The sequence below is a fragment of the Pedobacter frigidisoli genome (assembly GCF_004331675.1).
GTDB lineage: Bacteria > Bacteroidota > Bacteroidia > Sphingobacteriales > Sphingobacteriaceae > Pedobacter > Pedobacter frigidisoli.
The window spans coordinates 149,500-173,937 of sequence record NZ_SJSN01000008.1 but is presented as its reverse complement, the minus strand read 5'-3'; the positions used below and the strand labels follow the sequence as shown (position 1 = coordinate 173,937).

Sequence of the window (24,438 nt, the reverse complement as noted above, 5' to 3'; positions counted from 1 at the left end):
ATGTTATTTACGAGAATGTTATGAAATTGGTTTTAACGATTCAGAAATTGTTAAAAGCTTAGTACGGATTTAAGTTGTCAATCTGAGCTTCCCAAAGATTCGGGACAAGTCATCGAAGACATTTGCTTAAAGGCGTTTCGACAGGCTCAACGTGACAATCGATGTTTGAATAAATGAGAAATAGTCTCTTAATCAGCAATAAAATAATCTTCAACATCTTCATGCAAAGGAATGTAAATCCTTTCCCATTCATTTCCATCTAAAATTTCCCAAGTATGGCCATCGCCAGCGGTATCTGCGGCAATTAAGATAATACCTGGCTCGATAATAAAACTTTGGCCATTGCTTACGGTAAATTTCAATTTTCCTTTAAGCGTAATCACATATTGCCTGCGTGGAGCAGTATGAGGACTATTTTGTAATGAAATATCTGTTTGAGCAAAGAAATAATTGGCATTAATATGTTGTCTGATTGGGATTCTGCCTGTTTCGAAATCGCATTTTCCATCTTCGATATTAATTAGTCGAATGGCTTTTAAATAGTTTGGAGTATCGACTTTATCTAATAGTGTATTCATGTTAAAACTTTAATTCTGTTTGTCCTTTTTGAGAAATTTCCCGTTCGTGTTGTAAAAGCCATTGCTTTCTCCATAAACCACCTGCATAGCCAACCAATTTTCCATTGCTACCAATAACCCTATGGCAAGGAACTACAATGGCAATATTGTTTTTGCCGTTTGCAGCTGCAATTGCCCGAATGGCTAAAGGATTATGTGCAGAGAATTTTGCGTAAGAAGTAGTTTCTCCATAAGGAATAGTCAATAAATTTTGCCAAACCTCCTGCTGAAATTCAGTTCCTTTTTGCTTCATCGGGAAGTTGAAATCCTTTAAATCTCCTTTGAAATAATCTTCCAATTGTTTAACCACATTTTTGGTCAGGTCATTTTCCGTTAATCCATCAATGTCTTTCTCTGAAAAAGTTACGGCATACACGGAATCATCATCTGCTAAAACGGTTATTTTGCCAATAGGCGATTCGAGGGTTGATGCATATTGATTTTTCATTTGTTGGCCGCAGATTCGCAGATTTCCTTTTACAATTATTTAAAAATTAATATTATAAATAATCTGCGAATCTGCGGCTAAAACTTTAAACAAAATTACAACAATCCAACAATTTACCCTCGCAATATTTATCAATAAAAGTATCTTTGCGGTTATGCAACTGGCCAAAGAGGTTAAATATTTAATCCACAAGGAAGTACTGTTAGAGTGGCGTTCCAAATATACCATCAACGGTGTATTGTTATATGTGGTTTCAACAATTTTTACCTGCTACCTTTCTTTTGTAAGCCTTGGCGATAAGCTAGCTTGGAATGCCTTATTTTGGATAATCATCCTTTTTGCTTCAATTAATGGCGTATCTAAAAGCTTTTTGCAAGAAACCAAAGGGCAGCAATTATACAGTTATATTTTGACAAGTCCTGCTGCGGTACTTATCTCGAAAACAGTTTATAATACCATTTTGATGCTCGTTTTAACCACGATAGCATTGGGATTTTACACTTTGGTTTTCGATTCTTTTACGCCGCCCGATTTACTTTTGTATTATGTTGCCGTTGTAATGGGTAGCATCAGTTTTTCAACAGTTTTTACAATGGTTTCGGCTATTGCCAGTAAAGCGGGTAATGGCGGAATGTTGATGGCAATTTTGAGCTTTCCAATCATCATTCCTGTGCTTATTCTGTTAATAAAATTAGCTAAAAATGCTGTTGATGGCTTGCCATGGGAGAATAGTTACGATGAAATTGGGATGTTGGTGCTTGTGAATATACTTACCGTTGCAACCTCTTTATTGTTATTTCCTTACCTTTGGAGAGATTAAATAGAATGATAGAATGAGTGAATGATATAATGAGAGGGAAAAATTCTCTAATTCAAAATTCGCTCATTCAATAATTATAACTTATGAATAAAACTTGGTGGAAAATTTTAGGGTCAGTGCTGGTAATTTATACTGCAATTGCAGGTTTATTGCTTGGCGTACCTCGTTTGCCTATTTTAAATGAATCAATCAGGAATTTATATTTCCACGTTCCGATGTGGTTTGCCATGATTGTATTGTTCTCGATTTCTGTTTTTTACAGCATCAAATCGCTAAGTTCTAAAAGTGAGATTGATGATATGAAAGCAGTAGAAAGCGTAAATGCAGGCATCATTTTCGGTCTTTTAGGTTTAGTAACGGGTGCCATCTGGGCGAAATATACTTGGGGTCAGTTCTGGAGTTTCGACCCGAAACAAAACTTTGCAGCCATTTCCGTTTTACTATATTTTGCTTATTTAATTCTTCGCAATGCGATAGATGAAGAACAAAAAAGAGCTAAAATTTCAGCCATTTACAATATTTTTGCTTTCCCAATGATGGTAGTTTTACTTTTCGTTTTACCACGTTTAAAAGATTCATTACATCCTGGCAACGGCGGTAATCCTGGTTTTAACAGTTACGATTTAGATAGTCGGATGCGCATGGTGTTTTACCCTGCATGTTTAGGCTGGATATTAATTGGTTATTGGGTTTACACCATCCGTTTCAGATTACGTTCAATTGAGAACAAACAACAACATAATTAAGGCGTAAAGCTAAAAGACCAAAGCTGAAAGCTAAAAGCTACCCAATAGCAACTGGCTAAACATTTCAACATCAAAACATTTCAACACACAACAGAATCAAAATGAAAAAGATATTATTCTCATTGATATTAATGCTTACTACCGTACAATTATTTGCTCAAGATAATGGTGTAGAAATGGCTGATAAATTGCGCAGCGATGGTAAAATTTACGTTGTTGTTGCTTGCATAGTCATCATTTTGCTTGGTTTGTTGGCTTATCTATTTTCTATAGATAAAAGATTAAAAAAAATAGAAAAAGAAAACCTACCTAAAAACTAACTTTAAACAGTTTAAACCTATTTTTCTTATCAAAACTGATTGGTGTTGGCTGTACACTAAGTGTTTTTTCATTTGGATATATGCGGTTTTTTTAGGCAATTTTGCGGCATACTAAATTCATAAAAAATAAATAATGGCTAATCTAGCAGACGAGAACAAGTTTTTTGCAGATGTATGCAAGAACTTTGACAGTGCGGCTCAATTCACCAATCATCCGGAGGGTTTATTGAACCAGATTAAAGCGTGTAACAGTGTGTATCGTTTCCAATTCCCAATTCGTCGTGGAAATGGTTTCGAAGTAATCGATGCCTGGCGTGTAGAACACTCGCATCACATGAGCCCAACCAAAGGTGGTATTCGTTATAGCGAAATGGTTAACGAAGATGAAGTTATGGCACTTGCAGCCCTAATGACATACAAATGTGCCATCGTAAACGTTCCTTTCGGTGGTGCAAAAGGCGGTATTAAAATCAACACCAAACAATATAGCGTTGCCGAGTTAGAAACCATCACTCGTCGTTATACTACAGAATTAATTAAGAAAAATTTTATCGGTCCCGGTATCGATGTTCCTGCTCCTGATTATGGTTCTGGTGAACGGGAAATGAGCTGGATTGCAGATACTTACATGACTATGAACCCTGGTCAGCTGGATGCTTTGGGTTGCGTAACTGGTAAACCAATTGCGTTACACGGTATCCGCGGACGAAAAGAGGCTACCGGTCGCGGTGTTGCTTATGCCGTGCGTGAGTGTGTGGATGTTGCTGAAGATATGGCTAAAATTGGCTTGAAAGCTGGTTTGGGTGATAAACGAGTAATCGTTCAAGGTTTAGGTAACGTAGGTTACCATTCTGCTAAATTCTTGGCTGAATTCGGTGCAACCATTGTTGGTCTTTGCGAATTTGAAGGAGCAATTTACAATCCTAACGGCTTAAACGTTGATGAGGTTTTTGCTCACCGTAAAAATACTGGTTCAATTTTAGGTTTCCCTGGTGCAACTGATTTCAAAAACTCGATGGAGGGTTTAGAGCAAGAGTGCGATATCCTGGTTCCAGCAGCTTTAGAAAATCAGTTTACAGAGTTGAATATCCGTAACATTAAGGCAAAAATTATTGCTGAGGGTGCAAACGGACCAACTACGCCAGAGGCAGAAGCCATTTTTACCGAAATGGGTGGTATGATTATTCCGGATATGTATTGCAACGCCGGTGGTGTTACGGTTTCGTATTTCGAATGGTTAAAAAACCTTTCTCACGTAGCTTTTGGTCGTATGGAAAACCGTTACGCGGCTAATTCGAATGCGAATTTAATCAACACTTTAGAGAATTTAACAGGTAAAACTATTCTTCCAGAGCATCGCTTAATGATTGTTAAAGGTGCATCAGAAATGGAATTGGTAAACTCAGGTTTGGAAGATACCATGATTCATTCTTACCACGAAATTCGTGAAACACTAAAAAATAAACCAGCCACTCAGACTTTGAGAACTGCAGCTTTTGTTAATTCAATTGATAAAATCGCCGTTTCTTATATGAATTTGGGAGTTTGGCCTTAGTCGATTAGTCGTCATTGCGAATCTCGATTTTTCTTCGAGATGTAGCAATCTTATTAGAAAGCGTTGTGGAGATATCTACAACGCTTTTTTGTTTTGGAAATGTACGGCTCTGTGTTTTGTAGGGTTGGCTTAGCCCCGCTTTCGTTCCAATCTTTTTAAACTTCTGTCATTCTGAGGAACGAAGAATCTGTTTCATCGGTTGCAGATGCTTCGTTCCTCAGCAAGACAATAATAATCAGGGTTGCTGCAAGAAAAGTATTTCCACATTAATCGGGTTTAGAAACAATGGTCAGCTTAGCAATGTTCCTTAAAATGGCCATCGTTTTGGCCCTAGTGGAGAAATATTCGGATTAACTTCAAACGCCGACAAAAGATTTCCTGCAAATAAAAGGTTCTATTTCAGCATTTTTTATCGATTAAAGCCCTGAAATAAATTCAGCCTAACGGCTCTTCAGCATCAAAACCCTTTCAGCAACTGATAAAGTGAATTGATATCCTTATTAACCAATTCAAGCTTTCCATCAACCTTGATTTTGCCATTTTCAATAACTTTTCCTTTTATATCTAACCGGGATAAACTCTTGAAAGAGTTGGTAAAAAAGGGTAGGCTAATTTGTTTGTTTACCTTAATAAAATCGATGTTTATGGAAAGGAAATCATTGCTAGGTAAATTATTCTTATCGGTCTTATCGTATTTTTTTGTGCTTAAAGTAAGTTGCTTAGTATCACCTCCTACAAAAACTTTATAAAGCGGAAATACTGCTTTATTTACCAATGCAGTGTCTTGTTTGATAATATTTTTTTGATTGAGGTAATTTTTCAATCCTACCGCATCGGCGCTGATGTTCAGTATGAATTTTGGAACCGCCCGTTTCTGCAGACTTATTTTTTCGACCTTTTCGAAATCGTCATTGTATTCGTAAGTTATAACAGAATCTGTTTGCTGAGTAGTATTTATCCATTCAAAATCGAGGTAACCCTTGTAATATTTCAATAAACTATCACGTTCTAAACTGGCATTTTTGAGTTTGTAGGTTTTATTATCAGCTTTTGCGAAATTGGCATTTAACCAAAAACTCACTGCGCTTTCGGTATTGAATTTTCTATAAAACGGTTTTTTTGCTGGAATAATAGTCTTTGATAAGAATTCATTATCAAAGTTGATTTCTCCGTTCTCGAAATTAATATATCCTTTATTATCCTTATCTATAAATGCCAAATGGTCGGTCGATTTTTTTATCACATTAAACTTGCTATCGCCAACTTTAATAAAATTCCTTTCATTTAAAATGTCCTTGAGAACAGTTTCAAATTCATCTCTTTGTGCGGTTATTACGATGGCTGCATATTCATCATTAAAAAGGATGGTGAAATTTTTAAGGTTATTTTGCGCCAGGTTTAATCCCGATGCTTTAGTGATATTAAGCTTTAAGGTATTCCTGATAAAATTTGAGAATTCTTGAAAATCACTAATCGCTAACCTCGAAAATATAGCGGTTTTAGGTTTTCCTTCAATGGTGTAGCAGTAAATACTTGCTGGGATTTTAAGACCTGTATCAAATTTGTTTTCTTTGTTTTCAGCGGTGGCTTTTTTATCCAATTGGAAATAAAAACCAGGGTTTGAAATCATGTTAGCTGCCAAACTCTTGTAAATTTCATCAATACTAATTTTTACCAAGGAAGTAGCGTTTTTAGGAATGGAAACTTCATTGGCTTGATATTGCCTGTATTTAAAAGTTCCTACAAAAAAAATAAGCAGCAATAAAACTATCACTGCTGTTATTTTTAAAAATTTCTTCATCAAAACCTAAATATTACTTTTTTATTTGAACCACCCCCAACCCCTCCTTGAAAATAAGGAGGGGAGTAGCGTAGTTATTATGCTTTTTTCTGCAAATATTTATGAATTAGGGTTCAAACCACAACACATAATTTTAACTCCACATTTTCTATTTCACTGTTCTACTCCCCTCCTAATTTAGGATGGGCAGGGGTGGTTAGCTTTTGGAATTCTTTAATAGGTTAATAAATTTCTATTTCGCTGCGTTCTCAATTAAAGAGAACAAATACTTCAATGCATTTTCATGCCCATTTGGGATTTCTGCACAAATATCTGCTGATACCATATTTCCTTTAATCGGGTTCGATATCATATACACATTACCCATTTTGCCTAAAGTTTCATTAAACTTTTTAGCCGTTTCTTCGCCGCCAATTTCTTCAGTTGGTACTTTGCCGACTAAATTTTTTGCATTAAACAAAAAGCTAAAATTGTTTTTAGCCAATAAAGTTTTGTGGGCTTTGCTAATTGAAGTGTTAAAACTATTGTTGCTAATGCTTTGCATTTCAGTTAGTGAGTTGCCAAAAAATACAATTCCATCTTTTATCATAAAGTAAATATCAACTGGACTTTTCTTCTCCTCAATTTTGTAAATGTTATTGTTAACCGTTACGTAATTTTTGTTGATTCCGTATTTTATCAACTTGTTCATCAGTCGGTTATCTTCAGAAGAAAACATGAAAAGGAAATCAGGCAAAGTTTCTTTTTTTGTTTTGGTTACCTCTTTTTGTTTATAATCATCATCGTATTCGTAAGTTGTGTAGGTAACATCTTTTGTGTTTAAACCATTGATAACGAATAAAGCATCGCCTTTAATTACTTTGCTTACAGCCTCTTCATCTAATAAAAGAGAAAATAAATCAGTTCCTAACTCAATTTCCTCTTCCATGTTTTTTCCTAAAAATGAGCCATAAGTTTGTTTCATCAGTTTAGGAAACTCTTCCAAATAAGCCTTGGTATCAATTGAATAGCCCATAAAGCCGATTGCTTTTTCGCTGTTTACATATTTTAGAAAGTTTTTGTTCAACTTTCTATTCATAATTTTCTTGTAAGCATCAGCTTGTTCCTTGGCTAATTCTAATCCTGTCGAAATACGGAAACTCTTATCATCCATAAAAAGCTTTGCATTTAAGCTGCCGTAACCTTGCATTAAACCAGCTTTTCCATAAGTGCCAAACTCTGGTGCAATAGAATTATAAACCTCCTGCAAACTCGATACCCAAAGTTCTGCAATGGCTTTATTATCTAAACTTGCGGTGTAAGATTTATTGGTTTCAATAGATTCGTAAGTCGAATTGAAAATTTTATCAGCCTGTGCAGTCATCCATACAAAAGCCAATTGCTTTTTCTTGGCATCTTGCTCGGCTCTTTCTTTTTGATATTCGTCGTATTGATCATCTGGTTTCCCAGTTTGAGTCATTTCCATGGTGCTGTCAATAGCATCTTGATCTCCCATTATGGGCGAATCAGTTATTTCCACTTCAGTTACTTCCTCTGTTTTTTTAGGTTTGATGATAACTTTTTTCTTCGCGGACTTCTTTTTGGCTGGTTTTTTCTTGGTTGATTTTGTTGCTTTAGTCTTACTCTTATTAATTGTTTGCTTTTTTAGCGGAGGATGAACTTTCCAGCCTTCAGCTACAGGCGGAGCTACAACTTCCACAACAGGTTCGGTTGTGCTAACCATAGCAGAATCTGTAACCATAACCGCACTATCAGCCATGGCAACATCATCATAATTGTTTTGATACCTAATTTCCTTTATTCCATAACGGGCAGAATTTATAGAATCGGCAAAAAAAGAACTTTTAATGCTTCCGGTAACAAAGTACATCATGCTATTATTCCACTTAATAATGCTTGAGCTATCAGGTAAAATCATTGTTCTCACATCGCCCTCTGTTTTGATTTTCTTATCCTTATCGTTAATGAGTTTTTCAAATTTTGTAGCATCTTTCAACGGAATCAGAAAGCAGTTGTAAGTAATACTATCGCTTAACTGATTGAAGTAATACATGTTTTTCTCTAAGTTTATTCCGAAATCTTCAATGCTGGTGAAGTTTTTATCGAGCGATTTAGAAGTTTCGGTTAGTAGTTTTTTGCCCACAAATGATTCATTAAAATCTTTAACAAACATCAGTTTGAAAACATTATCGCCTTTAATTGTGGCAACAGTGAATGCGTTGGCAGGAATTTTTTTAGCTAAATCCTGAGCGTAATTTAGCTTGGCAAGAAATAGGAGGGAGATTGCAATTAGAATTTTCTTCATGTTATTTAGATAGTTGTATTTGATTGGAAACGTTAATTTTCCCGTTTATTAAATCCATAATGCTGCTTTTAAACATCACGGCTTTTTTCGATTTTGATAGGTTTGATGCCGGATTGGTGGTACTTGTTACAGGAGATTCGAACCGATAAACGCTGGTGTAAGTTGCGCCATTAAAAACAGCCTTATCCTTGCTTTTTAATTTATTGAATTCTGTTTTTGTTGTATTGGTCGCTTGGTATTTTCTGCTAAAGGTTTTTGTAGCCTTATTATAACTGTAAGATGAAGTATTGGTCGCCTTTATTTTTTGCTGGGCTAAAATGTTTTTGGTGATGTTATTGATATTGGAGACATCTTTAAAAGTGAAACCAATTGTGGCAATGTAATTATTGAAATCGCTGGTGCTTTTTACGTTTGTAATTCCTGGTGATTTTTTGAGATAAGCAACTGCTTCGTTCAACTCTTGCTGAATTTTCTGCTTACTGGGCACTTTGTAACCTTGCACACTATCTAAAAGCATTACTGATGCAACTTTGGTTTTGCTCTGACTCAAATTTATAGTAAGTACCACATCGCCAGTGCCATCGTTTCGCATGGTAATTTCCTCAATAACCTCAAAACAAGAGCTTAAAATGGGTATTAAAACTATCAATAATAAAAGCTTGTAGAACTGCTTAAGGTTCATATTAATCTAATTTATGTTTTACTTGGGATGTAAATGAGGAATGATTATCTGATGTTTCAAACATAATAATTTAAGGTTGAATTTTGATATTTTTATGTTGAACATTTAGTTTTTAATGCTGTGACTGCGTTAACGATAGAAGTGACATCTCCCGATATCTAGAATCGGGAATACAGCTTTGATAGATTTTTTTTAAAACGCCCAAAATTAATTTATAAAAGTCTTTTGTTTTCCCTCCTAATCATCAGCTAATTGTCAATATAAAGACAAGAAAAATGTTAATAGGCGTTCGCTAAGTCGATTTTTCTATCTTTGTTGCCAGCTTTTACAACAACATATAAAATGAAAAAAAGTGCAATTATTGGGCTCATCACCATTGCGATTTGCGTAGGAATCTTATTTAGCTTAAATGCAAATACCGATACTTATTCTAATTTCAAAGAGGCTACCGCTTCTCAAAAAGAAGAACACGTAATGGGTTATTGGGATAAATCTCAAGGTACTTATTATGATGCCGTTAAGGATGCCAATCATTTCTCTTTCCACATGAAAGATGAAAAGGGCGAAGTTCGTGAAGTAGTTTACAGCGGAACTAAACCTCAAGATTTCGAAAAATCGGAAAAGCTGGTTCTTATCGGAAAAATGGATAAGGATAAATTCTATGCCTCGAAAATTTTAATGAAATGCCCATCTAAATACAACGATAACCTTGTCGAAATTAATAAAGATGGTAAAGTTGATGAAGTAGGTAAGTACGGCGAGAAAAAATATAATTAATTTAATGGATATTCAATTTGTAGGCGAAAACCTGTTACCGGGTAAAATCGGACAGTTTTTTATTGTGTTGGCGTTTAGTGCATCGTTACTTTCAACTATTGCATATTTTTTTGCCAGTCGCAAAGAAAATTTAGAAGATAAAACTTGGAGAAACCTCGGTCGAATTGGATTTCTGGTGAATTGGGCCAGTATTTTTGGTATCGGTATTACCTTATTTTATTTAATTCTTGGTCATTATAACGAATATAGTTACGTTTATTGGCACTCCTCAAAAGAATTACCTGTTTATTATATTGTTTCTGCTTTTTGGGAGGGACAAGAGGGTAGTTTCTGGCTTTGGGCATTTTGGCAATCTTTTTTAGGTGCGCTTTTAATTTGGAAAGCCAAAACTTGGGAGCGCCCGGTGATGACAGTTGTGGCATTTTCGCAAGTGTTTTTAACATCGATGTTATTAGGTGTAGAAATTTTCGGCGAAAGAATTGGTAGTTCACCATTCATTTTATTAAGAGATTCTCTTGATTTAAAATCGATGGCGCCCGTGGTTTTTGCTAACCCAGAAAATTTCTCTCACTATTTAAAATTTATTACCGATGGAAGAGGCTTAAATCCATTATTGCAAAACTATTGGATGGTTATTCACCCGCCAACATTGTTTTTAGGGTTCGCCAGTATGGTTGTTCCTTTTGCTTATGGCATTGCTGCCCTTTGGCAAAAACGATATAAAGAATGGATTAAACCTGCAATGCCTTGGACGCTTTTTGCGGTTATGGTTTTAGGAACCGGAATTATTATGGGTTCGTTTTGGGCTTATGAGGCACTAAATTTTGGTGGTTTCTGGGCATGGGACCCTGTAGAAAATGCATCGCTAATTCCCTGGTTAACCTTAATAGGCGCTGTCCACGTTATGATTGCTTATAAAAATACTGGTCATGCTTATTTTACTGCAATCGCATTGGTTTTCTTAAGTTTCTTATTGGTACTTTATGCATCATTTTTAACTAGAAGCGGAATTTTAGGCGATACATCCGTTCACTCATTCACCGATATGGGAATGTTTGGTCACTTGATATTGTACAACGTCGTATTTGCCATTTTAGCCATCTTCTTAATTGTTAAAAGATGGAAAGAATTACCGATTACAACTAAAGATGAGGAAACTTATTCACGCGAATTTTGGATGTTTATTGGTGCTTTAGTCGTTACCATTGCTTGTATTCAAGTCATTTTTTCAACTTCTGTTCCGGTATTTAACAAAGCTTTTGGTACGAAATTTTCGCCACCAATTGATGCCGTTAAGTATTACAATCAGTGGCAGGCACCATTTGCAGTTTTGATTACGTTGATTTCTGGTTTCTCTCAATACTTAAAATACAAAAGAACTGATCCAAGGAAATTTTACAGCAGCCTAGTTTCGGCAATCTTATTTGCTATTGTTTTAACAGCAGGTTTAGTATATGTTACTGGTATTTACACCAACACCATGTATATTTTAATTACATTTAGTTGTTTGTTTGCCGTGCTTTCCAATGCTGCAGTTTTATATCAGGCTTTCGGTGGTAAAGCAAAGTTGGCTGGTTCGGCTGTTGCACACATTGGTTTTGCTTTCTTGCTTTTGGGTGCATTAATTTCAGCAGCTACTAACAAGCCAATATCTATTAATGCGAATAATTTTATTCCCGTTAAGGATTTTGAAAAAACTGAAAAGCCTGGTGAAAACATCATGTTATACAAAAACGAACCTAAAATAATGGGCAAGTACACCGTAACTTATGTAGCCGATACCACTGAAGCGCCAAATACTATTTATACACTTAATTTTAAGGTTGTTGATAAAGAGGGTAAGGTAAAAGAAGATTTTAACTTGCATCCACACGTTCAGGATAATGAGAAAATGGGCTTAATTGCCTCTCCAGATACTAAACATTATTTAACTTATGATGTGTACACTCACATTACAAGTGCCGCAATAAAGCAAGAATCACATGATGATCATGAAGGTCATTCTGATGATGAAAACTACAAAGCACCAAGAATTGTTAAAGTTGCAGTAGGAGATACGATCCATACATCAAGCGGAATTGTAACAGTAAAGGCATTGAACAATAAACCGGTTGCTAAAGATTTAGCGCTTGGTCAAGGAGATTACGCTGTAGGTTTACCTATAGAAATTAACGCTGCTGGAAAAATTTATAATACAGAGCCTATCTTTTTAATCAAAGGAAATAACACTTTCGATTTTGCCCGTAAGTTAGATGAGCTGGATTTGAAATTCCGTTTCTCGAGAGTTTTACCTGATGAGAAAAAAGTGGAGCTTCAAATTTTTGAGAAACCGCAACAAGCTAAAGATTGGGTAGTTTTCAAGGCGATCGAATTTCCATTCATCAACTTATATTGGGCGGGTACGATTGTGATGGTGATAGGTTTCTTAATCTCGATTTTTAGAAGAAGAAAAGAGGCGAAAGTAGCTTAACAATGGATATCGTTTTATTAGGTTCGGGAAACGTTGCTACACATTTAGCTAAGGCATTAAAAGCCAAAAGTGAAAATGTAATGCAGGTTTATAGTCGTAATTTAATAAATGCCAATTTACTTGCCGATGCTATTGAAGCACAAGCGATTGATGATGTATCGAAAGTTGATCAAAATGCAGATTTGTATATTATCGCTGTTAAGGATGATGCGATTGAAAGCTTAGCCTCGGCATTGAAAAATGTAAAAGGGTTAGTTGTTCATACTTCAGGCACAACCGATATTAAGGTGATTTCTGCTCACGTAAAAAACGCTGGAGTATTTTATCCTCTGCAAACTTTCTCTAAAGCTAAGGCTGTTTCATTTGATCACTTACCAATTTGCATTGAGGCTGAAGATGAAAAACAATTGGAAGTTTTAAGAAATTTAGCGACCAAATTAAGCAATCAGGTTTATGAATTGGGTGGCGATAAACGTAAAGTATTACATTTGGCTGCAGTTTTTGCCTGTAATTTCCCCAATCATTTATATGCTTTGGCAAACCAGATTCTTGTAGAAAACGATTTGGATTTTAATATCATCAGACCATTAATAGCTGAAACTGCAGATAAGGTAATGAGCAATCTGCCTGAAAATGTGCAGACTGGTCCAGCAATTCGGAACGATGAAACCACTTTAAATAAGCATTTAGGTCTGTTGAATAACATGCCTGAATTGCAAAACATTTATCAAACATTAAGCGATAGCATAAAATTAACGCTGAAATAGCGTAACTACGGCTTTTGCTTATTACTTTTGCAACACAAATTATGAGTATTTTTAAACTGAAAATAAATTTCGAGGAAGCAGATCACGAAGCTATAGAATTACCAATAGCTGCTGGAGAATCTGTTTTGGATGTTTGTCTGGATAATGGAATAGACCTTCAACACAACTGTGGCGGCGTTTGCGGTTGTAGCACATGCCATGTTTACGTAACTAAAGGCATGGATAATATCGAGGAAATTTCTGATAAGGAAGAAGATTTTATAGATAGGGCAGTGCGACCTAAAATAACTTCCCGCTTAGGATGCCAATGCGTGGTAATTAACGGCGATATAGAAGTGACCATTCCAGATCAATCTGGCTTCATGGGACACTAATTAGTAGGGAGTTCGGAGTCTTTAGTCAATTAACCAATTACAACTGTTAACCAAAAATAACAATACATGAATAACGATAAATTTGCTTTACCCTTTTACTGGAACGATTATGAAGATATTGCAATGTCTTTATATGAAAAGTTTGGTGATGATTTTAATGAAACAAAAATTTACCGTATCCGTTTTACCGAACTTTTAGAATGGGTTTTAGAGTTGCCAAACTTTAAGGGTACTCGCGAAGAAAGTAGCGAGGGACATTTAGAGCAAATTCAAACTGCTTGGTGTTATGAGTGGAGAGATAATCAGGATTAGTCTTGAGTTCAGAGTCTTGAGTCGTTAGTCGGCTAAACCAAACTCCAAACCCTCAACCCCAAACTAGGTATGTTTCTCCAAAATCTTAAAGATATAACCACTTTCATTTTTGATGTGGATGGTGTGCTAACAGATGGATCTGTTCAGGTTACTGATAATGGACAATCGTTGCGCACTTTTAATATTAAGGATGGTTATGCCATGCAATTGGCTGTAAAACGAGGCTATAATGTTTGCATCATTTCTGGTGGAGATGGGATAGCAATGGGCAAACGTTTCTTTAATCTTGGTGTTACAGATGTATTTTTAGGTACAGGCGATAAGGTTTCTATTTTTAATCAATATCTTTTAGATAAAAACATTACCGCAGAAGAGGTACTCTATATGGGCGACGATATTCCCGATTTAAAGGTGATGAAATTGGTTGGGCTTCCAACTTGCCCAGCAGATGCCGTTGAAGAAATAAAAACCATTTCTAAATTTATTTCTCCTTACAATGGCGGTAAAACTGCTGTTAGGGATATCATGGAGAAAGTGATGAAAATACAAGGTAAATGGCACGATGAAAACTCTAACGCTGCCGATTCTGGTAAGTAATTTCTGTGTATATAAGCCAGATTAAATTTTCGCAACAGCGAAGTTACAATTTGGCAATTAAACTTCTGGATGTAGCTGCACTCCAATAGGTCTAAATTCAAAACAAAAAACAACAACATGAAAAAATTAATGATGATTTGTGCACTGTTATTCGCGGTAGTAACTTTTGCAAATGCGCAGCAAGGTGGCGGTCAAGGTAGAGGCGGTATGATGATGAAACCTGAGGACAGGGTAAAACAACTAGATGAAAAATTAAAGTTAAGCGATGATCAAAAAACCAAATTGACTGTAGTTTTTACTGAACAAGCAGATGCGATGAAGAAAATGCGTGAAGAAGCTCAAGGTGGCGACAGAGATGCAATGAGAGAGAAAATGATGAAAATGCGTACTGATAATGACACTAAGGTAAACGCTGTTTTAACTGAAGATCAGAAAAAATTGTACAAAACTTGGCAAGATGAGCAACGTGCTGAAATGCAGAAACGTATGCAGGAGCGTCAAGGTGGTGGTGCAAATAACTAATTTTGAACCAAAAATAATTCAATAGAAGCGGCTTATCGGCCGCTTTTGTTATTTTAGCACTTTCTAATTTACCATGCTAAAACATTTACCTATCATACTTGCATCCAAGTCTCCACGCAGGCAAGAACTTCTTACTTTAATGGGCTTAAATTTTAAAGTCGAACTTAAAGATGTAGATGAAAGTTACCCAGAAGAATTGTCACCTGCAGCAATCGCCGTTTATATTTCCGAAAAAAAGGCAAAGGCATTTTCTGCTGATAAAAATGAAATTATTATAACCGCTGATACAATTGTTGCCTTAAATGGAGAAATTTTAGGCAAGCCAAACGATAAGGCACATGCTCAAGAAATGCTACGTAAACTTTCAGGACAAAAACATGAGGTTTTTACAGGCGTGACCATAGTTAAAGGCAATAAAATTGAATCTTTTTTTGATAGCACTGTAGTTTACTGCAGAATAGTGACAGAACAGGAAATTAATTTCTACATCGATAATTATCATCCCTTTGATAAAGCAGGAAGCTACGGCGTACAAGATTGGTGGGGGAATACTGTTGTTCAGCGCATTGAGGGTTCTTATACCAACGTAATGGGCTTGCCAACGGAGAAGTTGTATAGAGCGCTAGAAAACCTGGTAGGCTTATAAACATACGAGGTTTTTTCAAATCATTTATGGAATCATAAAAGCTTTTTCATCATGTAAGCAAATACTGAAACATGAAAAACCCACAACCTCAAATTAGCATTGCCGAACCTTGTTCTCAAAATTGGGAAGAAATGGAAAAGCGAGATGGTTATAATTTCTGCGAAGCCTGTAGTAAATGTGTAGTTGATTTTACGGGTTACAGCAACGCTGAAATTATTAAAACATTAGCTAATGCATCAACAGAAGTTTGTGGAAGATTAACCAAAACCCAATTAAATCAGCTTAATTACCATTTAGTGGTTGCTCCAGTTAATAGAAATTGGATGAAATACTTAGGGGTTTTGGCATTAGGCGCATCTATTTTTATGCAAAACGCGAATGCATCAATTCCAAAAGCGACATTAGAAATTTCAAAAAACATTGATGACCAAAAGGATAATAAGAAACCAAAAACTGTTAATAAGGTTAATGGATATGTTTTAGGTCAAGATAAAAAACCTTTGATTGGAATTAGGTTAGTAATTCCGAATACTAAATATTATGCCACTACCGATAAGGATGGCAAGTATGAGATTGTTTTTAAAAATGGATTAAATGTTAAACATAATGCATTAACGGTACAAAGTGCCCGTTATTCGGCCACAATGATATTGGATTTTTCGAAAGAAAAGCAAAAAGATTTGATTTTAAAAATGGAAGAATTTATGATTGTTGGCAAGATCGCTTACACGCCAAAACAAGGAAATAAATTTTTATAAATGACTTGCCAAAACGCCCATTTTCAAATCGTAAGTGGATAGCATTAGTTTATTTATTTTTGTTCTGCCTAAAATATAATTTGTGATTAAGGCTGCAATTACAATCAAATCTACCCTTAAAGGAATGATCCCTGGCATTTCCGATCTTTCGCGGTGAGTGGAATTAATCAGCTTTAGCGTAACGGCAATGTATTCATCGAAATCGAATTGGTAAGCTTTAATAGATGATAAATCGAAATCAGCATTAGTTTTCCTCGAAATTAGTTCAGCGAAAGTTTCAAATGCACCTGCAGAACCAATTAAAACTTCGGGTTTATATTTTTCGCACATATCAAACAAATCAATTAATTGATTTTGAACGTGAAATAGGATGGCATTTTTATCATCATCAGAAATCGGATCAGATTTGAAAAACTGCTGCATTAATCTTGCGGCTCCTATATTATAGCTTTTTTTCCAAATTAATTTTTCCGTATCACAGAGAATAAATTCAACGCTTCCACCGCCAATATCCATAATGAGCGATAGTTCTTTCACAGCTCCACTTAGCTTTACACCTTGGTAAATCAGTTCGGCTTCTTCATCTCCAGTAATGGTTTCAATAATAATATCAGCCTGCGCCTTAGCTGCATTAACAAAAGCCTGCCCATTTTCTGCACTTCTAACGGCCGATGTTGCCGTTGCCCGAGTTTGATCTACCTTATAGTCTTTAATTGTTTGGCTAAAGTTCTTAAGACAATTAAGCCCTCTTTCAAAAGCGGTTGGAATAATAATATTTTCATTAATTCTTCCCTCACCAAGCTTTACTGGAACATTGGTCTTGAATAAAACTTCAAATTGATTGCCTTTGGTTTCAGCGATTAATAAATGAAAAGTATTGGTTCCTAAGTCGATAATGGCAAAGCGCATATTTATTTTTTTAATCAATCAAAAAGTATGAAATTTTAAGGTTTTTGGAAAGCAATTTCAGTAATTCTTTTGTTATTTTAGTCCTGCTGTTCCTCCAAGCCCGAACTCGATGAAAAATCGGTTCGGGGCTTTTCGTGCCATCAGGTTTATTTTATTTGTACCTGTTCGGATTGGCTAGATCGCATTTGCCACAAAATGCCCGTCAGTTTGGATCTGCAATTTGCCGAAAATAGTAGTAAGATGCATCTTTTATAAACGGGATAGAAGCGGCAGCCTCTGGTTTTTTCTACCAGAGCTACAGCGCATAGCCCGACTAGCTTTAAAATAAATTACCGCAACTGCTTTTCAAACACTTCTTAAACAAAAAAACCGATGCTTTTGACATCGGTTTCTGTGTATGTTAAAGTTTCGATTACTCGAAATATTCTTTCATTCTTTCGAAGAAACTCTTATCGTTTTTACCTGGTTGAGGTTTAAAGTTTGGAGATTCACGTAATTTCTCCAATGCATCACGCTCATCGCTACTTAAAGCTTTTGGCGTCCAAATGTTAATGTGAATAATTTCATCACCTCTGTGGTATGAATTTACTTCTGGTAAACCCTTACCTTTCAAACGCAATAACTTGCCACTTTGCGTTCCTGGATCGATTTTGATTTTTGCCTTACCATCAATGGTTGGCACTTCAATGCTCATCCCTAAAGCGGCATCAACAAAGCTTAAATGCAAATCGTAAACAATGTTATTTCCTTCGCGTTTTAAGGTTTCGTGAGCGGTTTCTTCAATTAAGATAATTAAATCTCCAGGGATACCGCCGTTTGGTGCTGCATTACCTTTTCCACTCATGCTCAATTGCATGCCTTCGCTTACACCTGCAGGAATATTAATGGTAATGGTTTCTTCGCCACGAACAACTCCATCGCCATGGCAAACCGTACATTTCGAAGTAATTTGTTGTCCGCTACCATTACAGATAGGGCAGGTAGAGGCAGTTTGCATTTGCCCTAAAATTGTATTGGTTACTCTACGAACTTGGCCACTACCACCGCAAGTACCACAAGTACTTACCGATGATTTATCTTTTGCGCCAGAGCCATCGCAGGTTTTACAAACGATTAATTTGTTAACCTTAATTTTTTTCTCTGCACCGTGAGCAATTTCCTCGAGTGTTAATTTAACTTTTATACGCAAGTTAGAGCCTTTAGCTACTCGTCTGCCGCCACGTTGCTGACCACCACCGCCACCACCAAAAAAGCTTTCGAAAGGATTATGACCACCGAATACATCTCCGAAATTACTGAAGATATCATCCATGTTCATGCCGCCACCGCCATAACCACCACCAGCTGCACCGCCAACACCGGCATGACCATATTGATCATAACGTTGTTTTTTTTCAGGGCTACTTAAAACTTCATAAGCTTCTGCAGCTTCCTTAAATTTATCTTCAGAAGCCTTGTCGCCTGGGTTTTTATCTGGGTGATACTTAATCGCCATCTTGCGATAAGCTTTCTTTATCTCATCGGCTGCTGCACTTTTGCTAACACCTAATATGTCGTAATAATCTCTTTTACTCATCTCTGTTTTAATGATTGAATGGTTGAATGACTGAATGAGTGAATGGTTTTAATATTCCATCATTCAAAATTCTTATCATTCAAAATTATTTTTATGCTCCTACTACAACTTTAGCAAAGCGGATAACATTATCGTTTAATGTATATCCTTTTTCTACCTCATCAATTACCTTACCTTTTAAATCTGCAGTTGGTGCAGGAATATTGGTAATCGCTTCATGGAAATCGGTATCAAAAGGTTGGTTGATGCTTTCTACATCTTTCAATCCCTTTTGCGATAAGGTATTTTTTAACTTAGTGCTAACCAAAATTATTCCTTCCTTAACTGGTGCTACATCTGCTGCAGTATCCATTGCTTTTAAAGCACGATCAAAATCATCTAAAACCGGCAATAGAGATACAATTACATCTTTACCTGCAGTTTGTAACAACTCAACACGTTCTTTTTGTGTACGACGTTTGTAATTATCGAACTCAGCATATAAACGTAAATATTTATCATTAAGGTGTTGAACCTCTACTTGCAATTTCTCTTCAGCAGATAATTCTGGCGCTTGTTCAGTCTCATTGGTAGAGGCATCAGTATTTTCTACATTTTCAGCAGCATTTTCTGATGTGTTTTCAGGATTCATTATATTTTCTTCTTTGTCGTTATTTTTCTTCTTATTAAACATAATACTAGGCTGAATTTTTTGTGTTATTCTCAACTATTTTGCCATAAACGGAAATCAGCCAAGCTGGCAGATTTATTTGAATATATCTGACCAGATTGGCTGATTGACTGACGGGTGTCAGAATTTTATGCTATTTGTGCACCCTCTAGTACCACACCATTTTCGCATTTTATAATGCGTGATGGGAAAGTACGGATGATGTGATAATCGTGTGTAGCCATTAAAACCGCAGTTCCGGCTTGGCTAATTTGCTTTAAAAGCGTTACAATTTCTTCTGATGTTTCAGGGTCTAAATTTCCAGTAGGCTCATCGGCAAGGATAATTTCTGGATCGTTAAGTAATGCCCTTGCAATTACAATTCGCTGTTGCTCGCCGCCAGAAATTTCATGAGGCATTTTCTTTATTTTCGAGCGCAAACCAACCTTGTCCAGTACGTCTTTTATGCGTTCATTAATCAGTTTCGCATCTTTCCAGCCTGTTGCTTTTAATACAAACTCTAGGTTTTTCTCAATGGTTCTATCTGTTAGCAGTTGAAAATCTTGAAACACAACACCCAGTTTTCTGCGTAAAAAGGGAACCTGACTTTCCTTAAGATTTTTAAGGTCAAAACCAGCAATGTTTCCTTCGCCATTGCCAATATGTAAATCGCCATATAATATTTTAAGCAAGCTACTTTTACCCGAACCTGTTTGACCGATTAAGAAGATAAATTCGTCTTTTTCGATGTGTAAATTTACGTTTGAGAGTACTAAGTGTTTCTGTTGAAAAACATCAACATTGCTTAAATGAATTACTGCGTTGCCTGCCATTTTATATTTCTAATTTAGCAATTTGCCCAAAAGGCAAATCTTTAACCATTTCCATAATGTAATCTTGTTTGTCGCCTAATCCTAACTTTTGCAAAGATTTATCTGGTCTATCAACCCTAAAATAAGCTAGGAGCGTAAACTTATCATCCCTTAATTGTACGTAATCCGGAATTTTGGCGATGCCTTTAACTTTAACGATATACATTGTGTTCAAAAATAGCATTTCCAAACGATAAGCGAAAGCAAGAACTGGTTTTTATCTGATTAGCATAACCCACCCGGAGTAAGTTTGAAAATCTTCATTCAAATAAATGGTGTAATAATAAGCGGCGGGTGGCAATTCCTTACCATTAAATTTGCCATCCCAAGGTTTAAAAGTCCCTTTGCTTTCATAAACCAATTGGCCATACCTGTTAGTTACCTTGATTATAGGATTTGTAAAACTTATTGCTGCAGGAATATTCCAAGTATCATTTACTGAATCGCCATTTGGAGAAAACGAATTAGGGATTATAACTTTTGGATAAACTTTTATAAAAACATCATCGGTAGTGCTTGTACAGCCTAAATTGGAAATGGCATGCAAGGTATAAGTGATATCTTCTGTTGGTGTTGCAATCGGATTCAGTTTTGATGGATCATCAAGATAATCACTTGCTGTCCAGAAATAGGTAAAATCATCACCTGTTACTTTTCCATTGAGGGTTATTGTTTGTCCCGATAGAATTTTTTGATCTCCACCAGCATCAGCGATTGCATTTTTATTAACATTCACTGTTATCTCTGCGGTTTCTGAACAAGCACCATTTGATACCCGAACGGTATAAATCGTGGTTTCAGTAGGCGAGGCGATTGGATTAGGACCTTGCGAATCTGAAAGGCCTTTTGCAGGAGACCATAGATATGCTGTTCCTCCAGAAGCTTCTAACTGAACAGATTTTCCCTCGCAAATGGTAGCAGATTGAACGTTTGTGGTTACAATTACCGGATCTAAAATTTGAACATTGGTTGATGCTACAGCATCGCATCCTCTGGCTGTAACCGTAACAGAATAAGCGCCGGCCATAGCTTTGGTTGCATTCCGTATGATGGGATTTTGATCATCAGAGGTAAATAGATTAGGGCCACTCCATTTATAACTTGTTCCACCCGAAGCCCTGAGTTGAATGGGATCTCCCACACAAACAGGTGCGGCAGTGGTTATATTGGCTATTGGCCTTGGGTTTACCTCAACAGTTAAAGGAGAACCGCTTACTCTGCAATTTGGAGAATTAATGTTATCTCCATCGGCCACCACAAGGCGATATTGATAAACCCCTCGTGCAGCATTTACAAATGAAACTTGAATTTCTTCATTGGTTTCGCCTGGTATATCTGTAAAACCACCAGTGCCCGTATTTTTCTGCCATTGGAATCTAGGATCTTGATAAACCCCAGGAGTTGTTGCTGTTTTAAATTTAAAATTAGCATTATCACCTTCACATAAAGTAGTAAAAGTTGAATTACCGCCCTCAATTGATGGAGTTAGCTCTGGCCCGCAGGCACGAAAAACAATATCATCCAAAGCTAAATCATTCCCGCCGATACCATTATTATTGTTTACAGTATTAGTCATTTTAAGGGTAATTGTGCCTAAATTTAATGGTGTAGTAAAAGTAGTTCCATATTTTACCCAACTGTTGGCATTTCCTGCTGGAATACTACCTGTTGGAATATCTTTAATAATAGTCCCATCATTTTCTATAGTGAATTTGATATTTGGCTCTACTCCGCTACGAGAAATTAATATGTTAATGATATATGCCGAAAACTCGTACGTGGTATTAGGGCAGAGCCCATTTATAGTTGCTTGATAGAATATATCGGGATTGTGACTGGCATTAACCAACATCATATATCCATTTGGATCATTTGGAGTATGGTTGACTATGTTCTGTATCCAACCGCTATTTAAACCCGAAACGGTTTTTACCAAAGTATATTGACCATCTTTAGGAGATACGGTAACATAATTATAGTTGGTTATGCCACTATTTAATGCAGGACCGAATCTACTTGTACCAGAACCAAAATCTATATTAATAATGGGATCGCCCAATGCACCACTGCATTGCGCAAATAATTTGCCATTGTAAAATAAAATTAGAAGAATAATTAAGAATATACTTGGATAGCGCATTGCCTAAAAGCCATTTAGCGAATATCTAAATAAAATTTTAGAAAAAACCAAGATTTAATTGAAACCAAGTTGAATAAGATTATTAATCTCTGTATGGAAATTTTCATAATTTGCATCTCTTAATTAATGAAAAAAAACATATTTCTTTTCTTCTTTATTATTGCAGTTCAATTGGCTTATGCTCAGGTAAGGGATGAATCTACTGCATTGTATAAATTTATGCAAGTTAATGCTGATAGCACCATTATTGTTCAATACACAGGAGGATGGATCGACCCGCCAAATTTATATTTATTGAGTAAAAAAGGGGATACGCTTACCTGTTACATGTATAAAGATGTAAGAAAATATTCTAGCATTAACAAAGTTCCAAGAAGGATTGCCGCCACTATTTCTTCAAGATTGATGATGGAGATTTATAAAACGCCAATAGATGTAAATCAGTTCTTTAATGTTTTTGATATTAAGCCCGATACTTTGATTAAATTCTGGAGAGAAGTTTCAGCTCTTAAGCCTTGGGACATTAAAGACGATTCTGTAGATGGCGGAGGTTGTCCGTTAAATAAAAATGTAAATTCGATTTCAATTGAAGATGGTTTAGGGATATGGGTTCATCTCATCACAAAAAATAATATTAAATCTTTAGTTTTTTATGAACCAGATAGTTTTGAGAAATATTGTCCTGGTAGGAAAGGTAGACAATCAATTATCAAGTTTACTAAATTGTTTCATTCATATTTCAAATAACTTATAAGCTATTCAAAAACTCAGCTGTGTTTACATTATCAGCATAATCCCAAAGTTTAGGGTGTTGACTTTCGCTAAAGGCAAAAGTGTTCATCTTTAAACCTAATTTGGTAATTACACACTGTATGCTATCTGCTTTTTCGTTAAGTTCTGTTTCTATATCACTCAAATTTTCATACTCTTCATAAAAAAGAACAGCCAATGGTGATGTTAAACTTTCATCTTCCTTGAGGAGTAAAAAGCCGTTATCAAAATGTTTTGCGGCATTTACCAAGTAAATCGACTTATTGTAATCGTAGTTATTGTTGTATTTAAAATGATTGATAATGGGCTGAAAACTTTCTATTCCCTCGTATAAATTGGCAATGTCATAACCTTTTGGGAAATAAATTTTAGAAACATTTCTGCAGCCTAAACCAAAGTAATCGAAAATATCTGATCCTAAATTCTGAATATCCTCAAAAGTTTCTGACCCATCTAAAACGGCTACACTATTTCTGTTTTTGCGGATAATATTAGGCACTTTTGAAAAGTAAAAATCAAAGTACCTTGACGAATTGTTGCTTCCTGTTGCGATAACGGCATCGAAATCTTTTAATCGTTCTACATATTCGATCTTATCCTGAAACGCAGGTTCAATATTAATTAGTTCTGCAATTACGGTTTTAATCAATTTATCATCAGCTGAGGAAAGTTTTATTAAGGCAATGTTTCCCGTGGCTAAAACGCATAGAACATCATGAAAACCAACCATTGGAATGTTGCCAGCTAAAATTAATCCTACTTTTTTTGGCGATGAGCTGAACATAATGGATTGAAACCATGTTTCTATATCTGTATCATTCAGCATTTCTGAAAAGGATAAAATAGATTTTTTTACGTTTTCTATAGTGAACCAAGCATTGCTATTTTGGGCCGAAAGAATTGTATTTTCCAGTAAACCAGTAGGAGTGGCAAGAAATTTGCCTAGTTTTTTATAGGCGATTATTACTTTTTCTTGAGTTAATACTGACATATTTAGAATTATT

26 protein-coding genes are annotated in these 24,438 nt (G+C 35.8%); 14 read left to right on the top strand and 12 right to left on the bottom strand.

Translation table 11 applies throughout. The features are described 5' to 3' along the window. Nucleotides 1-188: 188 nt before the first annotated feature. Nucleotides 189-578 carry a cupin domain-containing protein gene (locus EZ449_RS11865; protein ID WP_131558954.1) on the bottom strand — a complete coding sequence of 130 codons (390 nt, stop codon included), beginning with the start codon at nt 576-578 and terminating at the stop codon, nt 189-191. Between the two features lies 1 nt (nt 579). Then, nucleotides 580-1,065 carry a methylated-DNA--[protein]-cysteine S-methyltransferase gene (locus EZ449_RS11860; RefSeq protein WP_131558952.1) on the bottom strand — a complete coding sequence of 162 codons (486 nt, stop codon included), beginning with the start codon at nt 1,063-1,065 and terminating at the stop codon, nt 580-582. A gap of 154 nt (nt 1,066-1,219) precedes the next feature. Between EZ449_RS11860 and EZ449_RS11855 the strand changes: the two genes are divergently transcribed. The 4 genes from EZ449_RS11855 (at nt 1,220) to EZ449_RS11840 (ending at nt 4,506) form a co-directional block, all read left to right on the top strand. Continuing rightward, nucleotides 1,220-1,885 carry a heme exporter protein CcmB gene (locus tag EZ449_RS11855; protein ID WP_131558950.1) on the top strand — a complete coding sequence of 222 codons (666 nt, stop codon included), beginning with the start codon at nt 1,220-1,222 and terminating at the stop codon, nt 1,883-1,885. 83 nt (nt 1,886-1,968) lie between these two features. After that, nucleotides 1,969-2,631, top strand: coding sequence for a cytochrome c biogenesis protein CcsA (ccsA, locus tag EZ449_RS11850; RefSeq protein ID WP_131558948.1), 663 nt, complete (start codon nt 1,969-1,971; stop codon nt 2,629-2,631). A 101-nt stretch (nt 2,632-2,732) separates the two neighbouring features. Next, nucleotides 2,733-2,951: a CcmD family protein gene (locus tag EZ449_RS11845; protein ID WP_165499744.1), complete on the top strand. Its 219-nt coding sequence runs from the start codon at nt 2,733-2,735 to the stop codon at nt 2,949-2,951. A 133-nt stretch (nt 2,952-3,084) separates the two neighbouring features. Then, nucleotides 3,085-4,506, top strand: coding sequence for a Glu/Leu/Phe/Val family dehydrogenase (locus EZ449_RS11840; RefSeq protein ID WP_131558946.1), 1,422 nt, complete (start codon nt 3,085-3,087; stop codon nt 4,504-4,506). Nucleotides 4,507-4,963: 457 nt separating this feature from the next. On the opposite strand, the gene EZ449_RS11835 is transcribed toward EZ449_RS11840, so the two are convergent. From EZ449_RS11835 to EZ449_RS11825, 3 genes are all read right to left on the bottom strand, one after another. After that, nucleotides 4,964-6,307: a hypothetical protein gene (locus tag EZ449_RS11835; RefSeq protein ID WP_131558944.1), complete on the bottom strand. Its 1,344-nt coding sequence runs from the start codon at nt 6,305-6,307 to the stop codon at nt 4,964-4,966. Nucleotides 6,308-6,539: 232 nt separating this feature from the next. After that, nucleotides 6,540-8,612, bottom strand: coding sequence for a hypothetical protein (locus tag EZ449_RS11830; RefSeq protein ID WP_131558942.1), 2,073 nt, complete (start codon nt 8,610-8,612; stop codon nt 6,540-6,542). A gap of 1 nt (nt 8,613) precedes the next feature. Further along, nucleotides 8,614-9,294 (bottom strand): hypothetical protein, encoded by a 681-nt coding sequence (locus EZ449_RS11825; RefSeq protein WP_131558940.1) that lies wholly within the window; start codon nt 9,292-9,294, stop codon nt 8,614-8,616. 342 nt (nt 9,295-9,636) lie between these two features. Between EZ449_RS11825 and EZ449_RS11820 the strand changes: the two genes are divergently transcribed. From EZ449_RS11820 to EZ449_RS11780, 9 genes are all read left to right on the top strand, one after another. Next, the gene (locus tag EZ449_RS11820; protein WP_131558938.1) at nt 9,637-10,071 is read left to right on the top strand and encodes a cytochrome c maturation protein CcmE domain-containing protein; all 435 of its coding nucleotides are present in this window, start codon (nt 9,637-9,639) and stop codon (nt 10,069-10,071) included. A gap of 4 nt (nt 10,072-10,075) precedes the next feature. Continuing rightward, complete coding sequence (locus EZ449_RS11815) at nt 10,076-12,541, top strand: heme lyase CcmF/NrfE family subunit (protein WP_131558936.1); 2,466 nt, start codon at nt 10,076-10,078, stop codon at nt 12,539-12,541. 2 nt (nt 12,542-12,543) lie between these two features. Further along, nucleotides 12,544-13,308: a Rossmann-like and DUF2520 domain-containing protein gene (locus tag EZ449_RS11810; protein WP_131558934.1), complete on the top strand. Its 765-nt coding sequence runs from the start codon at nt 12,544-12,546 to the stop codon at nt 13,306-13,308. A 41-nt stretch (nt 13,309-13,349) separates the two neighbouring features. Then, nucleotides 13,350-13,682, top strand: a complete 333-nt coding sequence (locus EZ449_RS11805; protein ID WP_131558931.1) for a 2Fe-2S iron-sulfur cluster-binding protein — start codon at nt 13,350-13,352, stop codon at nt 13,680-13,682. A 66-nt stretch (nt 13,683-13,748) separates the two neighbouring features. After that, a complete protein-coding gene (gene iscX, locus EZ449_RS11800; RefSeq protein ID WP_131558929.1) occupies nt 13,749-13,994 on the top strand; it encodes a Fe-S cluster assembly protein IscX in 246 nt (81 codons plus the stop codon). 69 nt (nt 13,995-14,063) lie between these two features. Beyond that, nucleotides 14,064-14,591 carry a KdsC family phosphatase gene (locus tag EZ449_RS11795; protein WP_131558927.1) on the top strand — a complete coding sequence of 176 codons (528 nt, stop codon included), beginning with the start codon at nt 14,064-14,066 and terminating at the stop codon, nt 14,589-14,591. Between the two features lie 117 nt (nt 14,592-14,708). Further along, complete coding sequence (locus EZ449_RS11790) at nt 14,709-15,113, top strand: hypothetical protein (protein WP_131558925.1); 405 nt, start codon at nt 14,709-14,711, stop codon at nt 15,111-15,113. Between the two features lie 73 nt (nt 15,114-15,186). Next, entirely contained in the window at nt 15,187-15,759 is a 573-nt protein-coding gene (locus EZ449_RS11785; protein ID WP_131558923.1) for a Maf family protein, read from the top strand. A 71-nt stretch (nt 15,760-15,830) separates the two neighbouring features. Then, the gene (locus tag EZ449_RS11780) at nt 15,831-16,517 is read left to right on the top strand and encodes a hypothetical protein (protein ID WP_131558921.1); all 687 of its coding nucleotides are present in this window, start codon (nt 15,831-15,833) and stop codon (nt 16,515-16,517) included. On the opposite strand, the gene EZ449_RS11775 is transcribed toward EZ449_RS11780, so the two are convergent. The 6 genes from EZ449_RS11775 to EZ449_RS11750 all read right to left on the bottom strand — a co-directional run bounded on the left by EZ449_RS11775 (nt 16,512) and on the right by EZ449_RS11750 (nt 22,663). Further along, nucleotides 16,512-17,444 (bottom strand): Ppx/GppA phosphatase family protein, encoded by a 933-nt coding sequence (locus EZ449_RS11775; protein ID WP_225872296.1) that lies wholly within the window; start codon nt 17,442-17,444, stop codon nt 16,512-16,514. The genes EZ449_RS11780 and EZ449_RS11775 overlap by 6 nt on opposite strands. Nucleotides 17,445-17,838: 394 nt before the next feature. Continuing rightward, nucleotides 17,839-19,002 carry a molecular chaperone DnaJ gene (gene dnaJ, locus EZ449_RS11770; RefSeq protein ID WP_131558919.1) on the bottom strand — a complete coding sequence of 388 codons (1,164 nt, stop codon included), beginning with the start codon at nt 19,000-19,002 and terminating at the stop codon, nt 17,839-17,841. A gap of 91 nt (nt 19,003-19,093) precedes the next feature. Beyond that, complete coding sequence (locus EZ449_RS11765; RefSeq protein WP_131558917.1) at nt 19,094-19,675, bottom strand: nucleotide exchange factor GrpE; 582 nt, start codon at nt 19,673-19,675, stop codon at nt 19,094-19,096. 125 nt (nt 19,676-19,800) lie between these two features. Next, nucleotides 19,801-20,484 (bottom strand): cell division ATP-binding protein FtsE, encoded by a 684-nt coding sequence (locus tag EZ449_RS11760; protein WP_131558915.1) that lies wholly within the window; start codon nt 20,482-20,484, stop codon nt 19,801-19,803. Between the two features lies 1 nt (nt 20,485). Further along, nucleotides 20,486-20,689 carry a fructose-6-phosphate aldolase gene (locus EZ449_RS11755; protein ID WP_131559147.1) on the bottom strand — a complete coding sequence of 68 codons (204 nt, stop codon included), beginning with the start codon at nt 20,687-20,689 and terminating at the stop codon, nt 20,486-20,488. Between the two features lie 51 nt (nt 20,690-20,740). After that, the gene (locus tag EZ449_RS11750) at nt 20,741-22,663 is read right to left on the bottom strand and encodes a gliding motility-associated C-terminal domain-containing protein (RefSeq protein WP_131558913.1); all 1,923 of its coding nucleotides are present in this window, start codon (nt 22,661-22,663) and stop codon (nt 20,741-20,743) included. A gap of 126 nt (nt 22,664-22,789) precedes the next feature. Here EZ449_RS11750 and EZ449_RS11745 point away from each other — a divergent pair, with 126 nt between their 5' ends. Beyond that, nucleotides 22,790-23,410, top strand: a complete 621-nt coding sequence (locus EZ449_RS11745; protein WP_131558911.1) for a hypothetical protein — start codon at nt 22,790-22,792, stop codon at nt 23,408-23,410. Nucleotide 23,411: 1 nt separating this feature from the next. Here EZ449_RS11745 and EZ449_RS11740 read toward each other — a convergent pair whose 3' ends face one another. Continuing rightward, complete coding sequence (locus tag EZ449_RS11740; RefSeq protein WP_131558909.1) at nt 23,412-24,425, bottom strand: acyl-CoA reductase; 1,014 nt, start codon at nt 24,423-24,425, stop codon at nt 23,412-23,414. Nucleotides 24,426-24,438: the final 13 nt, after the last annotated feature.

Bases quoted from the DNA above. Each gene is read 5' to 3' on its own strand.
- EZ449_RS11810 (WP_131558934.1), top strand. From the start codon at position 12,544: ATGGATATCGTTTTATTAGGTTCGGGAAACGTTGCTACACATTTAGCT.
- iscX (WP_131558929.1), top strand. From the start codon at position 13,749: ATGAATAACGATAAATTTGCTTTACCCTTTTACTGGAACGATTATGAA.
- EZ449_RS11755 (WP_131559147.1), bottom strand. From the start codon at position 20,689: ATGTATATCGTTAAAGTTAAAGGCATCGCCAAAATTCCGGATTACGTA.
- EZ449_RS11790 (WP_131558925.1), top strand. From the start codon at position 14,709: ATGAAAAAATTAATGATGATTTGTGCACTGTTATTCGCGGTAGTAACT.
- EZ449_RS11740 (WP_131558909.1), bottom strand. From the start codon at position 24,425: ATGTCAGTATTAACTCAAGAAAAAGTAATAATCGCCTATAAAAAACTA.
- EZ449_RS11780 (WP_131558921.1), top strand. From the start codon at position 15,831: ATGAAAAACCCACAACCTCAAATTAGCATTGCCGAACCTTGTTCTCAA.
- EZ449_RS11795 (WP_131558927.1), top strand. From the start codon at position 14,064: ATGTTTCTCCAAAATCTTAAAGATATAACCACTTTCATTTTTGATGTG.
- EZ449_RS11845 (WP_165499744.1), top strand. From the start codon at position 2,733: ATGAAAAAGATATTATTCTCATTGATATTAATGCTTACTACCGTACAA.
- EZ449_RS11835 (WP_131558944.1), bottom strand. From the start codon at position 6,307: ATGAAGAAATTTTTAAAAATAACAGCAGTGATAGTTTTATTGCTGCTT.
- EZ449_RS11860 (WP_131558952.1), bottom strand. From the start codon at position 1,065: ATGAAAAATCAATATGCATCAACCCTCGAATCGCCTATTGGCAAAATA.
- EZ449_RS11750 (WP_131558913.1), bottom strand. From the start codon at position 22,663: ATGCGCTATCCAAGTATATTCTTAATTATTCTTCTAATTTTATTTTAC.
- EZ449_RS11825 (WP_131558940.1), bottom strand. From the start codon at position 9,294: ATGAACCTTAAGCAGTTCTACAAGCTTTTATTATTGATAGTTTTAATA.
- EZ449_RS11805 (WP_131558931.1), top strand. From the start codon at position 13,350: ATGAGTATTTTTAAACTGAAAATAAATTTCGAGGAAGCAGATCACGAA.
- EZ449_RS11820 (WP_131558938.1), top strand. From the start codon at position 9,637: ATGAAAAAAAGTGCAATTATTGGGCTCATCACCATTGCGATTTGCGTA.
- dnaJ (WP_131558919.1), bottom strand. From the start codon at position 19,002: ATGAGTAAAAGAGATTATTACGACATATTAGGTGTTAGCAAAAGTGCA.
- EZ449_RS11840 (WP_131558946.1), top strand. From the start codon at position 3,085: ATGGCTAATCTAGCAGACGAGAACAAGTTTTTTGCAGATGTATGCAAG.
- ccsA (WP_131558948.1), top strand. From the start codon at position 1,969: ATGAATAAAACTTGGTGGAAAATTTTAGGGTCAGTGCTGGTAATTTAT.
- EZ449_RS11815 (WP_131558936.1), top strand. From the start codon at position 10,076: ATGGATATTCAATTTGTAGGCGAAAACCTGTTACCGGGTAAAATCGGA.
- EZ449_RS11865 (WP_131558954.1), bottom strand. From the start codon at position 578: ATGAATACACTATTAGATAAAGTCGATACTCCAAACTATTTAAAAGCC.
- EZ449_RS11830 (WP_131558942.1), bottom strand. From the start codon at position 8,612: ATGAAGAAAATTCTAATTGCAATCTCCCTCCTATTTCTTGCCAAGCTA.
- EZ449_RS11760 (WP_131558915.1), bottom strand. From the start codon at position 20,484: ATGGCAGGCAACGCAGTAATTCATTTAAGCAATGTTGATGTTTTTCAA.
- EZ449_RS11855 (WP_131558950.1), top strand. From the start codon at position 1,220: ATGCAACTGGCCAAAGAGGTTAAATATTTAATCCACAAGGAAGTACTG.
- EZ449_RS11765 (WP_131558917.1), bottom strand. From the start codon at position 19,675: ATGTTTAATAAGAAGAAAAATAACGACAAAGAAGAAAATATAATGAAT.
- EZ449_RS11745 (WP_131558911.1), top strand. From the start codon at position 22,790: ATGAAAAAAAACATATTTCTTTTCTTCTTTATTATTGCAGTTCAATTG.
- EZ449_RS11785 (WP_131558923.1), top strand. From the start codon at position 15,187: ATGCTAAAACATTTACCTATCATACTTGCATCCAAGTCTCCACGCAGG.